General features: G+C 66.3%; 11 protein-coding genes. 5 read left to right on the plus strand and 6 right to left on the minus strand.

Features of this window, described 5'->3' with window-relative positions; translation table 11 throughout:
* The first annotated feature begins 43 nt into the window (after positions 1–43).
* Positions 44–1,042, plus strand: coding sequence for an ABC transporter permease (locus ACZLZQ_RS03510; RefSeq protein ID WP_472948184.1), 999 nt, complete (start codon positions 44–46; stop codon positions 1,040–1,042).
* Entirely contained in the window at positions 1,039–2,199 is a 1,161-nt protein-coding gene (locus ACZLZQ_RS03515; RefSeq protein WP_472948185.1) for an ABC transporter permease, read from the plus strand. The genes ACZLZQ_RS03510 and ACZLZQ_RS03515 overlap by 4 nt, the downstream gene beginning before the upstream one ends.
* An 86-nt stretch (positions 2,200–2,285) precedes the next feature.
* On the opposite strand, the gene ACZLZQ_RS03520 is transcribed toward ACZLZQ_RS03515, so the two are convergent.
* From ACZLZQ_RS03520 to ACZLZQ_RS03535, 4 genes are all read right to left on the minus strand, one after another.
* Positions 2,286–3,731, minus strand: a complete 1,446-nt coding sequence (locus tag ACZLZQ_RS03520) for an adenylate/guanylate cyclase domain-containing protein (protein WP_472948186.1) — start codon at positions 3,729–3,731, stop codon at positions 2,286–2,288.
* Positions 3,715–4,602 carry an MBL fold metallo-hydrolase gene (locus tag ACZLZQ_RS03525; RefSeq protein WP_472948187.1) on the minus strand — a complete coding sequence of 296 codons (888 nt, stop codon included), beginning with the start codon at positions 4,600–4,602 and terminating at the stop codon, positions 3,715–3,717. The genes ACZLZQ_RS03520 and ACZLZQ_RS03525 overlap by 17 nt, the downstream gene beginning before the upstream one ends.
* Before the next feature lie 67 nt (positions 4,603–4,669).
* Complete coding sequence (locus tag ACZLZQ_RS03530; protein WP_472932030.1) at positions 4,670–5,131, minus strand: cyclic nucleotide-binding domain-containing protein; 462 nt, start codon at positions 5,129–5,131, stop codon at positions 4,670–4,672.
* A gap of 215 nt (positions 5,132–5,346) precedes the next feature.
* Positions 5,347–8,157 carry an ABC transporter transmembrane domain-containing protein gene (locus tag ACZLZQ_RS03535; protein WP_472948188.1) on the minus strand — a complete coding sequence of 937 codons (2,811 nt, stop codon included), beginning with the start codon at positions 8,155–8,157 and terminating at the stop codon, positions 5,347–5,349.
* A gap of 330 nt (positions 8,158–8,487) precedes the next feature.
* On the opposite strand from ACZLZQ_RS03535, the gene msrA reads away from it, so the two are divergent.
* Positions 8,488–9,213 carry a peptide-methionine (S)-S-oxide reductase MsrA gene (msrA, locus tag ACZLZQ_RS03540; protein ID WP_472948189.1) on the plus strand — a complete coding sequence of 242 codons (726 nt, stop codon included), beginning with the start codon at positions 8,488–8,490 and terminating at the stop codon, positions 9,211–9,213.
* An 87-nt stretch (positions 9,214–9,300) separates the two neighbouring features.
* Positions 9,301–9,576 (plus strand): Rdx family protein, encoded by a 276-nt coding sequence (locus ACZLZQ_RS03545; protein ID WP_472948190.1) that lies wholly within the window; start codon positions 9,301–9,303, stop codon positions 9,574–9,576.
* Positions 9,577–9,707: 131 nt separating this feature from the next.
* On the opposite strand, the gene ACZLZQ_RS03550 is transcribed toward ACZLZQ_RS03545, so the two are convergent.
* Together ACZLZQ_RS03550 and ACZLZQ_RS03555 are read right to left on the minus strand one after the other, a co-directional pair.
* Positions 9,708–10,289 carry a DUF1236 domain-containing protein gene (locus tag ACZLZQ_RS03550; RefSeq protein ID WP_472948192.1) on the minus strand — a complete coding sequence of 194 codons (582 nt, stop codon included), beginning with the start codon at positions 10,287–10,289 and terminating at the stop codon, positions 9,708–9,710.
* Between the two features lie 208 nt (positions 10,290–10,497).
* Positions 10,498–10,851: a DUF427 domain-containing protein gene (locus ACZLZQ_RS03555; RefSeq protein WP_472932025.1), complete on the minus strand. Its 354-nt coding sequence runs from the start codon at positions 10,849–10,851 to the stop codon at positions 10,498–10,500.
* A gap of 177 nt (positions 10,852–11,028) precedes the next feature.
* On the opposite strand from ACZLZQ_RS03555, the gene betB reads away from it, so the two are divergent.
* Positions 11,029–12,492, plus strand: coding sequence for a betaine-aldehyde dehydrogenase (gene betB / locus ACZLZQ_RS03560; RefSeq protein ID WP_472948193.1), 1,464 nt, complete (start codon positions 11,029–11,031; stop codon positions 12,490–12,492).
* The last annotated feature ends 63 nt before the right edge of the window (positions 12,493–12,555 follow it).

Below are 12,555 nucleotides of genomic sequence, written 5' to 3' on the forward strand. Positions count from 1 at the left end.
AAGTCCGGCACGGCGCTCCCGCCAGCCCCAGCCTCGAGGCCCCATGCTCGGCTATCTCTCCAACCGCGTCCTGACGATGCTGGGCACCCTCGTGGTGATCTCGATACTCGTCTTCATCATCATCCAGCTGCCGCCGGGCGACTATCTCACCACCTATATCGCCGAGCTCCGGGCGGCAGGCGAGTCCGTCACCGACGACCGCATCACCTTCCTGCGCGAGCAGTACGGCCTCGATAAATCGCTGCCGCTGCAGTATTTCGAATGGGTCACCGGCCTGTTCCGCGGCGATCTCGGCTACTCCTTCGAGTACAACATGCCGGTCTCGGAAGTGGTCGGCGACCGCCTGTTCCTGACGCTGCTGCTGAATTTCGTCACTGTCCTCTTCATCTATGCCGTTTCGTTTCCGGTCGGCGTCTACATCGCGACGCACCAGTATTCCGTCGCCGATCACAGCCTCTCCTTCCTCGGCTATATCGGCCTGGCGACCCCGAACTTCCTCCTGGCGCTGATCCTGCTCTATGCTTCCAATACCTTCTTCGGCATCTCGGTCGGCGGCCTGATGGACCCGGTCTATACCGACGCGCCGTGGTCACTGGCCAAGACCAGTTCGCTGATCGGCCATCTCGTGGTGCCCGTCCTGGTGATCGGCACGGCCGGCACTGCCGGCATGATCCGGCGCCTGCGCGCCAATCTCCTCGACGAGTTGCAGAAGCCCTATGTCGTCACCGCCCGCGCCAAGGGGCTGCCCGAGGGCAAGATCCTGCGAAAGTACCCGCTGCGGGCTGTGCTCAATCCCTTCGTCTCGGACATCGGCACCCTCCTGCCGCAAGTGGTGTCGGGCTCGGTGATCGTCTCGGTGGTGATGTCACTGCCGACGACCGGGCCGATGCTCCTCTCGTCGCTCCGCAGCCAGGACATGTATCTCGCCGGCTCGTTCCTGATGTTCCTTGCTGTCCTCACCGTCGTCGGCATGCTGGTCTCCGATATTCTCCTGGCGATGATCGACCCACGCGTCCGCCTGACCGGAAAGCGCAAGGCATGAGCCGGCTCGAACACGTCGTTTCCACCGCGCCCTTCGATCCCGACCGCACCATCGCGGAAGGCTCGGTCTATTCCGAGAAGTACATGCGGGCCTCGCAGCGCCAGCTGATCTGGTGGCGCTTCAAGCGGCACCGGATCGCGCTGATCGCGCTGTGCTTCCTCGTCCCGGCCTATCTCACGGTGTTCTTCACCGAGATCATCGCGCCCTACGGCCTCGAGACGCGCAACACCTCGCACATCTTCATGCCGCCGCAAGGCATCCACCTGTTCCACGAGGGCCAGTTCGTCGGCCCCTTCGTCTACGACATGAAGGGCGTGCTCGACCTCGACACGCTGCAGCGGAACTACACGCCGGACACGTCGAAGCCGATGCCGATCCGCTTCTTCTGCAGCGGCGACCGCTATGATTTCTGGGGTCTCATCCCCGGCGACTTCCATCTCGTCTGCCCGCCGGAGGGGGGCACGATGTTCCTGCTCGGCACCGACCGGCTCGGCCACGACATGCTGTCGCGGCTGATCCACGGGGCGCGGATCTCGCTGACCGTCGGCCTCGTCGGCGTCGCCATCTCGTTCGCGCTCGGCCTGTTCTTCGGCGGCCTCGCCGGCTATTTCGGCGGCAAGATCGATTACTGGGTCCAGCGGGCGACGGAAACGCTGCGCTCGATCCCCGAACTGCCGCTGTGGCTCGCACTGTCGGCCTCGCTGCCGGTGACCTGGAGCCCGATCCTTGTCTATTTCGGCATCACGCTGATCCTGGCCCTCCTGGACTGGCCGGGTCTCGCCCGCGCGGTGCGGTCAAAGCTCCTGTCGCTGCGCGAGGAGGATTTCACCGCCGCCGCCGTGGTGATGGGCGCGACGCCCGGCCGCATCATCTCGCGCCATCTCCTGCCGAACTTCATGAGCCATCTCATCGCCTCGGCCTCGCTGTCGATCCCCTCGATGATCCTCGCCGAGACCGCGCTGAGCTTCCTCGGCCTGGGCCTTCGCCCGCCCATCACCTCCTGGGGCGTTCTCCTGTCGGAGGCGCAGAACATCGAGGCCGTGGCGCTCTATCCCTGGCTGCTGCTGCCGATGCTGCCGGTGATGCTAACGGTGCTCGCCTTCTCCTTCCTGGGCGATGGCCTGCGCGACGCCGTCGATCCGCACTCGTCGAACTGAGGCAGCATCCGGCGCTGTGGCAAGGCAGCGCCGCGGTTAGGCGGCCATCCGATGGGACAGAGCAGAAACGCTCAGCTGTTCAAGGCCTAGAGGGCGTCGCGGGATGGCGGCGGTGTGGGGCGCGGCGTCGATCCCGCTTGCAGAATGACAATCTCGACCGGCCTCTCGACGCCGGGAATGGCGGTATGCTGCCGTATCAACGACCGGCCGGGGACAAATCCCTGGCTCTCCGCCTTCGCCAGCGTCTTCCGCGTCGTCAGCGCCAGGGAGCCGATCTCCTTGTTGAACTTCTCGAGCTTGGCACAGAGGTTCACCGCGCTGCCGATCACCGTGAACTCCAGCCGCCCCTCGACGCCGACGAGCCCCGATATCACCGGCCCTGCGACGACGGCGGCGCCGATGCCGTCGGCGGCGAACCAGGAAGCGTGCCCTTCCGCCCGCACGAAACCGGCAAAGCCCTCGCGGACCGCCTCGGTGCAGCGCAGCGCATCGGCCGCATGGGTCTCGGACGGTCGGACGGCGCCGAAGGTCGCCATGATGCCGTCGCCGAGGAACTTGTCGATCGTGCCGCCATGCGCCCGGATGATCGGCACCAGCACCGCCTGGACCCTTGCCAGCATGAAGATGACGTCGGCGGGCGGATGCCGCGCGGCGATGGTGGTGAAGCCGCGGAGGTCGACGTTGAGGATCGACGCCTGGCGCAGCGTGCCGCCGCCGGGCGCAATGTCGATCGCCTGGCCGCGAATGTCGCCCGCGACCGTCGGATCGAAGAAGCGGGCGAGATTGCCGGCTGCCTCCGCCTCCGAGATCGAGGACACCAGGAGGCGCTTGGCGAGCGTCAGCGACAGCGCCGAGATCGCCGTCACCAGGACGATCAGCAGGATCTTGTCGGCTTCCGCGCCAAGCAGCACCATGTTGCTGGTGAGGTAGGTGACGTAGTTGCGGGTGATCACCGCGTGCTCGGGATCGAAGATCAGCACCCAGCCGAGGATGCAGAGCCAGCCGATGGCGGCCATGGCCCCGGCGGCGATGACGAAGCGGACCTCGAAGCGCAGCGTGCGCAGCGCGATGAACAGAAAGACGTAGAGCATCGTCGGCGATTTCAGGACGAAGCTCGGCGGCTGGCCGTACTGCTTGTGGAAGCTCCAGATCAAGAGATAGAGCAGCATGAAATCGAGCGCGATCGAGGCGTAGACCACGGCGGACGGCACCGGCGGGCGCAGCGCCCAGACGAGGCCGGCGGAGGTCGCCACGAGATAGGCGATGAAGAAATAGGGCGTCGGCGAGGACAGCATGCCGACATCGTCGGGCCGCGGGGCGATGAGGTAGAGCCCGAAGACGAAGGAGACGACGAAGAGCTGGATGATCTTCACCAGCACCTCGCCGACATCGTCCCGGCGCACGACGCGGGCCTGGATGGTCGGCGATAGCGTCTCGGCGTTTGAGCCTCCGCGCAGCTGCGCGGCGATCTCCGCCCAGCGGATCCGGCCGCTCACCCGCGCGGTGTCGGGGCTCTCATCCAAGGTCGGCATCGGCGGTGGCCGGCGCCCGATCCGGCTCGAGCGTCAGGTCGAGCGTCAGGCCGGTCCGGCCGAGCATGGCACCCGGAAACGCGGCCTGCGCTTGCGCCTCGATCCGCGCCAGCTCGTCGTCGTCGCGGATGTGCGAATGATGGAAAAGCACCAGCCGCTTTGCCCCGGCGGCCTCGGCCAGGCGCACGCCTTGCTGCCAGGAGGAATGGCCAAAACCCTTGTGCCGCTCCATCTCCGCATCGCTGTAGGTGGTGTCGTAGAACACCACGTCGGCCCTTTCGAACAGCGCCAGCGCCGCCGCGTCGAGTTCGCCCGGCACGTGCTCGGTATCGGTGACGTAGGCCGCGACCTTGCCGGCATGGGCGACGCGGTAGCCGACGGCGCCGTTCGGATGCTGCAAACGGGCCGTCGAGATCTCGATGCCGTCGCGCGGATGCAGCACGTCGCCAGGCGCAAAGGTGCGGTAGTCGATGTCGGCGGCGAAGACCTTCGGGGTGATCGGCAGGAAGGGCGCGCGCATGTAGTCGGTGACGATGTCGGCGCAGGAGCGCCCGTCCAGCATATGCCCTGCCGAGACCGAGATCGCGCAGCCCTTGCGGTACAGCGGCACGAAGAAGGGCAGGCCCATGATGTGGTCGTAGTGGACATGGCTGAAGAACAGGTCGATGTCGCAGGTGCCCTCGACCGCGAGCTGCCAGCCGAGCGGCACGATCCCGGTGCCGGCATCGAAGATCAGCCGGTGGCCGCCGACCTGCATCTCGACGCAGCATGTCTCAGTGCCATAGACCCGCTGCCGGTCTCCTGACCCCGGCAGCGTGCCCCGAGCACCCCAGACCTTGACGCTGAACGCCTCCGCACCGTCGTCGCTCACTGAAGAATGCCCTCGTCAGGCCCTTTGCCGGCGCACCCGGCCGTGTCCATGCGCGTGCGGACAGCGATCACCCGTGCGCGTTCCGCGACTCCGCCGCGACGAGGTCCGCGGTGGTGCGGCTGAGGCGGAAGCCCAGCTCACGCAGCATCGCGATGCCCATCGACGGGAAGGTGGTGAGGAGCTCGCCGAAGCACTCCTTGTTGACGCGCAGGGCGGTCAGGTCCGAGGTCGCCTCGACCGTGGCGGTGCGCGGCACGTCGCAGAGGATGGCGATCTCGCCGACAAAGTCGGTCTCGCCGACCTCGGCCAGCTCGATCTCGCCCCGGTCGGTGTCGGCAAACACCCGCGCCTTGCCGCTGAGGATGACATAGGCGCTGTCGCCGGCGTCGCCTTGTGCGAACAGCTTCTCCTTGGCGCGGTAGCGCACGACCTGGGAGGTGAAGGCCAGGAGCTTCAGCTTGGGAGCATCGACGCCGGAAAACAGCGGCACGCGCCGCAGAATATCGACCTCGTTCTTCAAAAGGCTCATGACGACCACGATCTCCGCGAGAGATAATTACGCATGCTGGCAGCGTGCCACCGTCTCATTCGCGCAAACGTGCGAAAGAGCGATGACATCCATGTAATGTCGAGGGGACTGTCGGTCATCCCACCCCGCATGACAAGTCTTCGCTTTGCCGGGACCACCGTTAGCTCGGCAAAGAAGCGGCTTCGGCGGCCGGATGGCCCCGGCGCGGCGCCGGGTTACTCAGCTGCCGCATCGGCAGCGACGCGTGGCGGCGCCGCATCCGCCTCGCCGACCGGTTGCGGCTTCTCTGCGGCCGGCGTTTCCGCCGCCTGTTCGGCCTCCACCTCCTCGACGAACTCCGGCAGCTTTTCGGATGTCACCGGCTCGTCGCCGACGACGCGGCCACCCTTGAACTCGACGACGCGTTCGAAATGCTGTGCGTTGGCGGCGGCCGACAGCACCCAGAACGTGCCGAAAGGCTGTTCGGCCTGTGAGCCATACGCGATCGTCGAGGCGCAGATCTTCGACTGGCTCTCCTGGTCGAGCGCCGACAGGCCGCGGTTGACGATGAGATAGTCCGGCGCCTTCAACAGCGCGCGCGCCAGGCCGAGCTTCTGCTGCTGGCCGAGCGACAGGCGCTTGGCGCCGGCGCCAAGATCGTAGGACAGTCCGGCCTCCTGCACGATGCCGCCGAGCCCCATCTCCTCGAAACTCCTGAGCAGCAGTCCCTCAACCGCCTCGCCGGCGTTGGCGAGCTCGTAGGCGATGCGGCCGAAGAGCACGTTGTCCTGAATGCTGGAGGCCGGGTTGAATTCCTCGGGCTCGTTGAACACCAGCACCTCTGCCAGCTCGGGCGGGATCTCCTTCCGGAACAGTTTGCGCGTCTCCACCACCTTGGCCATGAAGGCGTCGTCGATGAAGCCGAGGCGGTGGCGCGGCTCGATATAGCTCAGCGCCAGCCGCACGAGGGCGGCCCGCTCGGGCTGGGCTGCCTGCTCGTAGCTCCGACCGGCGGCCCGCGCGAGCACCTGACGGTAGTCGCCGAGCTCTTCCGCCGTCATCACCGAAATGCGCTGCAGCAACGGATTGCCGGGCTCGAGGTCGCCGAACAGGTCGATCATCGTCGCCGCGATATCGCGGCCGATCTCGAACAGGCTGGCGGCAAGACCGGTGGCCCGCAGCGTCTCCCGGGCAAAGGGATGCACGTAGAACTGCGACAGGCCGAGCCGGGCATCGCGCGGGGCGCCGAAGACGATGTTCTCCATGATCGTCGCGTTGACGATGTAGCGGTCGGGATCGAAGGGCTCGACATAGGCCTCCATGCCCTCGGCCTTCAGCCGCTCGCGGAAGGCGTGCCGCGCCTGCAGGATGGTCGCGGCAGCTTCCTCCTCGAAGGCCTGGGGCACGCGGGTGCGCAGGCCGAAGAGCTGCACGTCGCGGTCGAGGACGACGAGCTGGAGCACCGTGGCGATCCGCCCGTTCAGATCGGCGGCAGAGGAAAGACCAATCGCCTGGTAGTCGATCCACTCGTCGCGAACGTCGAGCAGCGTGTTTCCCGACAGCCGGGTCTCGTGCCGCAGCAGTGCCTCCTGGCGATCCTTCGGGCGCTCGACATGGCCGACGGGGTAGTGCTTCAGGCCGTAGAGAAGCGATTCGCGCAGGCTGGTTCGGGGGAAATAGGTGGAGGCGTCTATATAGGCGATGCGGCGGCCGGTGACGGCCTCCGGCAAGGCGGCGAGCGGCGTGCCGTTCAGCGTCAACTGTCCGGCGCCGGGCGGGCGAAGCCGCGCCAGCACTTCCGCCACATGCTCGGCCCCCTCGCCGATCGCGGCGACCGCGGCCACCTTCTGGTGGATCGGCAGGTCGAGCGTCACCTCCTCGAACAGTCGGCCGTCCGACTCGTCCTGCGCGCTGACATTGGTCAGCACGAAGCCCGCGGCGAGCGGCCCCACCACCGCCTTCGACGGCTCCTGCAGCGTGATCTCGGCGATGTCGTCGATGTCGAACTGCTCGACCACCTGCTCGTATTTTACCGTCACGTCGAGACGGATCTGGTCCCAGTCGATCAGGTCCTTCAGCGGCGAGGGCAGGTCCTTATAGGCGGCGATGACGGCGACGAGCTGGCCGATGTCGAGCTGGCCGGTGATCGCGAAATAGCCGCCGAAGAGATAGAAGATGAAAGGCGTGACCTGGCTGAGGAAGTTGTTGAGGAACTTCACCAGGAACTTCCACTGGTAGATGTCGAAGCGAATCAGGAAGATCCGCCCGAGTTCCTCGGACACCCCAGCCCGCTCGTAATTGGACGTGTCGTTGGTGTGGACGCTCGAGATGCCCTCGACGATCTCGCCGACCCGGCCGGCGAACTGGCGGGCGGTGAGCTGGCGCTGGCGGCCGAGCACCAGCAGGCGCCGTCGCATGCGCGGGATCAGCACCACCTGGATCATCATCACGCCGAGCGCCACGAGGCCGAGCGTGAAGCTCTGCACGAAGATGAAGACGATGGCGGTGAGCACCTGGCTGATCAGGTAGACCGGCGTCACCACCGCATCGCCGATGAAGCCGCCGATCGGCTCCAGCTCGTCCTTGATCATCGAGGCGATCTCGGGCGAGCGCAGCTGCCGGAAGCGCAGGATCGGGAAGCGCAGGACGAGGTCGACGAACTCGTAGCGCATCCGCCGGAGCATGCGCTCGCCGAGCCGGCCCTTGTAGGTGTTGAGGTAGTATTTGAACCCGCCGTTGATGATCACCAGCAGCAGGAAGAGGCCGCTGAGGAGATAGAGCGCATGCAAGCGGCTGAGATCGAACCCGCCGAACACCGGCAGGTCGTTGCCGATGAAATCGGGCAGCGGGATCGAGAAGCCGAGATAGTTGTGCGTCGCGGACGCCCCCTCCTCGAAACCCTGGCCCTGGATCGGTCCGTTGACGATCAGCTTGGGAAGGTTCAGCGACAGGAACAGCGCCGGGATCGAGGCCACGACCACGAACAGCATCCAGATCTGCTGCTTCTTGGTGTGAAGCCAGGCATAACGGTAGAGCGAAACTGACATCGGCGCCGTCATATCCTGGATTCGCGAGAGGCGATGCTAGCAGTCCGGCGAACGCGGCGCCAGAATAGCGCCTTCGCCATCGCAAAGGTGTTGCCGTACCGCCGACCCCGCTCCTTCCCAGCTCACCTCTGGCTTGGTCCCGACCCGCCACACCGGTTGCAGTGCCGTGCCGCAGCTGTGATTTGCGGGAGAGCGCGCGAGCGACCATTTTCTGCAGCATAAGACCCGATGCAGCCTGCGGGACAGCTCCACGCGCGGTTGGTCCGTCCGGACGCCAATGGTTCCGTCATCTTCGCACTTTCGCCTCTCACGCTACCAAGGAGTGGACCGATGTCCGCCAACAGCCATCTGACGAAACGTTTCGGCATAGCCGCCCTGACGCTCGCACTGCTTGCCGGGGGCGGCGCCCTGGTCAGCCAGCTGCCGGCGCAGGCGGCCGAGCAAGCCGTCATCATCCCGCCCCCGGCAGTCGACGAGAGCGGGGCCAAGGGGATGGAAACCGCGCTCCTCGCCGGCGGCTGCTTCTGGGGCGTGCAGGGCGTCTACCAGCACGTGAAGGGCGTCGAGAACGCCGTTTCCGGCTATGCCGGCGGCAAGGCCGACACGGCGACGTACGAGCAGGTCTCGACCGGCTCGACCGACCACGCCGAAACGGTGGCGGTGACGTATGATCCGAAGCAGATCACCTACGGCCAGATCCTGCAGATCTACTTTTCGGTGGCGCATGATCCGACCGAGCTGAACCGCCAAGGGCCCGACCATGGGACGCAGTACCGCTCGGCGATCTTTCCGGTGACGCCGGAGCAGAAAACCATTGCCGAGAAGTACATCGCCCAGCTCGACAAGGCCGGCGTGTTCGGAGAGAAGATCGTGACGCGGACCGACGCGGCGGCGAAGTTCTATCCGGCCGAAGCCTACCACCAGGATTTTCTCGCGCAGAATCCGAGCTACCCGTACATCGTCGTCAACGACCAGCCGAAAATCGATAATCTGAAGCAGGTCTTCCCCGCGATGTTCCGGGCCAGTCCTGTGCTGGTCGCCGACGCCAAGAGCTGATCACCGCGCAAGCGGGCGTCGGTGCTTGCCACAGGCGCGCCGTGCCGCCATCTCTTCGCCTTCAGGCAATCGCCGGAGGAGACGGACATGGCGGGACCGAAGATCACCATCACCTTCTGCACCCAGTGCCACTGGCTGCTGCGCTCCGGCTGGATGGCGCAGGAGCTCCTCTCCACCTTCGGCACCGACATCGGCGAGGTCTCGCTGGTGCCGGGGACCGGAGGCGTTTTCGAGATCGCCTATGACGGCGACGTCATCTGGGAGCGCAAGCGCGATGGCGGTTTTCCGGAGGCAAAAGTGCTGAAGCAGCGGGTGCGCGACCGGATGGATCCCGGCCGCGACCTCGGCCACAACGACCGCTGAGCCAAGTTACCGTTCTTAGGACGCGCTACGAAGCACGGAAAATCTCAGAGTCTGACCTTTGAACAAACGAAGGCCGCGACACCAAGAGTGTCGCGGCCTTTCTATGTCTGGCGGGGCGATGTGCCTTCGGCTTAGCGGGCGTAGTAGACGACGCGCCGTTCCGCGGTCTTCACCACGTAGGGACGGCCGTCATGGTAGAAGTAGGAGTAGCCGTCATAGCCCTCGACCGGCTGCAGTTCGGCGCTGGCGGGCACCTCGTAGCCGATCTCGACATTACCATCGATCGCCACCGGGTCGAGCGGATTGTCGGTGACGTAGCCGATGAGTTCGTCCGGCATGTCGTCCGGCGCGGCGGCCAGCGCCCCCTCTTCGACCGGAATGCCGTCTTCGTCGACGTAAACCACCTGGCGGTCCTCGGCCCGAACGACGATCGGCCGGTTGTCGGCATCGTAGAAATAGACGTAGCCGGGATGTTCCGGCACCGGCGTGAGTTGCACGTCGACGGGCACGACGCTGCCCTGGCTGATACGTCCTTCGAGCACGACAGGCGGGGTCGGATTGTCGACGACGTAGCGGCGAACCGACGGCGGCGCAGGCACCACGGCGATCACGGGTCCGGCCGATGGCCCGCCCTGATCGACAATGATTCCTTGGGCGAGCGCCGGGCCGGCTATCACGGCCATAACGACCGTCGAGAGGAGAAACTTGCGCATGGGCTTGATCCTTTGGAGCATGTCCTTCGGGGTCAAAACCCTGCTCGTCGTTCCATGTTCCGGATTTTGTGATCACAGGATGTGGCCGGTTGAGACCGGAAGCGCTGCCAGAAGTATAGTCCGGCAGGCTGGCATCGCCTCGTCGGGCCCGCCGAAGCGGGCCCCCAAGTCCCGCTGGCAAAGGGTGGCGGGAATGCGCTCCGCCCGTTCAGCCGACTTCGATGACGACCTTGTCGGGATAGAAGGCGACGTGATCGGCGATCTCGGTCACGCCCGCCTTCGGCGCGGCATAGCCCCAGACGGCGTTCTCGGCGGCGTGGCCGCCAGCGGAAATCGTCCAGTACTGCGCCTCTCCCTTGTGCGGACAGGTCGTGTGCCGGTCGGTCGGCAGCAGGAACTCCATCGCGACATGCTCTTTCGGGATGTAATAGACCGGCTCGTGTCCGCCCTCGCGCAGCATCAGTGCCTCTTTGGTCGAGGCGAGGATGTTGCCGTTGAAGTGGACGGTCACCGGCCGCGTCTCGCGCTCGATGGTGATGTATGGGTCCTGACCGGGGGTCATGGCGTGCTCCTTTGAAGGTCTCATTCTTCAGAACCGTGGCCGGACGGCACGGTTCCGCCGCCCTCCCGCCCCGGTCCCGCCCAGCCCTGCTCCGCCCGAGGCTGTCGCAAAACCGCTAGCCGATCCGCCGCGATGTTCTAGAAGGGGCTCGACGTCTTCAGGTCAGGAGAGATCGCCATGCGCGCCCAGCCGACAGCCTCCCACTTCATCCACGGCGTCTATGTCGAGGATCCCGCCGGTGCGGTGTTCGAAAGCCTCTACCCCGCGACCGGCGAGGCCATCGCGCGGCTGCATGCCGCGACGACGGAGACGGTGGAGAAGGCGGTCGCCTCGGCCGCCCTCGGCCAGGCGGAATGGGCGGCCAAGACCGGCGCCGAGCGCGGCCGGATCCTGCGCCGCGCCGCCGAGATCATCCGCGCGCGCAACCGCGAACTCTCGGAGCTGGAAACCCTCGACACCGGCAAGGCGCTCGCCGAGACGCTGGTGGCGGACGCGGCCTCGGGGGCCGACTGCCTCGAATATTTCGGCGCGCTCGCCGCCGACATCAAAGGCGAATACATCGATCTCGGCGGCTCCTTCGCCTATACCCGGCGCGAGCCGCTCGGCATCTGCGTCGGCATCGGCGCCTGGAACTATCCGATCCAGATCGCCTGCTGGAAGGCCGCGCCCGCGCTCGCCTGCGGCAATGCGATGATCTTCAAGCCCTCGGAGGTGACGCCGCTGTCAGCCTTGAAGCTTGCCGAGATCCTGATCGAGGCGGGTGTTCCGAAAGGCGTCTACAACGTCGTACAGGGCGCCGGCGACGTCGGCACGGCGCTGGTCGGCCATCCCAAGGTCTCCAAGGTCTCGGTCACCGGCTCGATCGCCACCGGCGCCCGCGTCATGCAGGCGGCCGCCGCCCAGACCAAGCCGGTGACGCTCGAACTCGGCGGCAAGTCGCCGATCATCGTCTTCGCCGATGCCGACCTCGACGCCGCCGTCTCCGGCGCCATCCTCGGCAATTTCTACTCGACCGGCCAGATCTGCTCGAACGGCACCCGCGTCTTCGTCGAGCGCAGCGTTCGGGCGGCCTTCGTGGAAAAGCTCGTGGCGCGCGCGGAAAAGATCAGGCTCGGCGATCCGATGGACGAGGCGACCGACATGGGGCCGCTGGTCTCGCGGGCGCAGTACGACCGGGTGCTGTCCTATCTCGCGCTCGGCACCGAGGAGGGCGCGACGCTGGCGCTCGGCGGCAAGGCGGCACGGCCCGCAAACTTCGCCGACGGCCTGTTCGTCGAGCCGACCGTCTTCACCGACGTCACCGACACCATGCGGATCGGCCGCGAGGAGATCTTCGGCCCGGTGATGTGCGTCTTCGACTTCGACGACGAGGCCGAGGTGATCGAGCGCGCCAACGCGTCCGAGATGGGCCTTGCCGCCGGCGTCTTCACCCGCGACATCGCGCGCGGCCACCGGGTGGTGGCCAGGCTCCAGGCCGGCACGTGCTGGATCAACGCCTATAACCTGACGCCGGTCGAGATGCCGTTCGGCGGCATGAAGCGCTCGGGCTTCGGCCGGGAGAACGGCCGCGCGGCGATCGAACACTACACGCAGCTGAAGTCCGTCTATGTCGAGATGGGATCGGCAGAAGCGCCTTACTAAGCGGGGCAGAGGGCGGCGGTGATTGACAAGCGCTGCCGCCGCTGGTGGTTAGGACACGCAATG

Source organism: Mesocryomonas lacus (assembly GCF_055730105.2).

Coding starts and splice junctions, on each gene's coding strand:
- ACZLZQ_RS03510 (WP_472948184.1), top strand. CDS start 44: ATGCTCGGCTATCTCTCCAACCGCGTCCTGACGATGCTGGGCACCCTC.
- ACZLZQ_RS03515 (WP_472948185.1), top strand. CDS start 1,039: ATGAGCCGGCTCGAACACGTCGTTTCCACCGCGCCCTTCGATCCCGAC.
- ACZLZQ_RS03520 (WP_472948186.1), bottom strand. CDS start 3,731: ATGCCGACCTTGGATGAGAGCCCCGACACCGCGCGGGTGAGCGGCCGG.
- ACZLZQ_RS03530 (WP_472932030.1), bottom strand. CDS start 5,131: ATGAGCCTTTTGAAGAACGAGGTCGATATTCTGCGGCGCGTGCCGCTG.
- ACZLZQ_RS03535 (WP_472948188.1), bottom strand. CDS start 8,157: ATGTCAGTTTCGCTCTACCGTTATGCCTGGCTTCACACCAAGAAGCAG.
- msrA (WP_472948189.1), top strand. CDS start 8,488: ATGTCCGCCAACAGCCATCTGACGAAACGTTTCGGCATAGCCGCCCTG.
- ACZLZQ_RS03545 (WP_472948190.1), top strand. CDS start 9,301: ATGGCGGGACCGAAGATCACCATCACCTTCTGCACCCAGTGCCACTGG.
- ACZLZQ_RS03550 (WP_472948192.1), bottom strand. CDS start 10,289: ATGCGCAAGTTTCTCCTCTCGACGGTCGTTATGGCCGTGATAGCCGGC.
- ACZLZQ_RS03555 (WP_472932025.1), bottom strand. CDS start 10,851: ATGACCCCCGGTCAGGACCCATACATCACCATCGAGCGCGAGACGCGG.
- betB (WP_472948193.1), top strand. CDS start 11,029: ATGCGCGCCCAGCCGACAGCCTCCCACTTCATCCACGGCGTCTATGTC.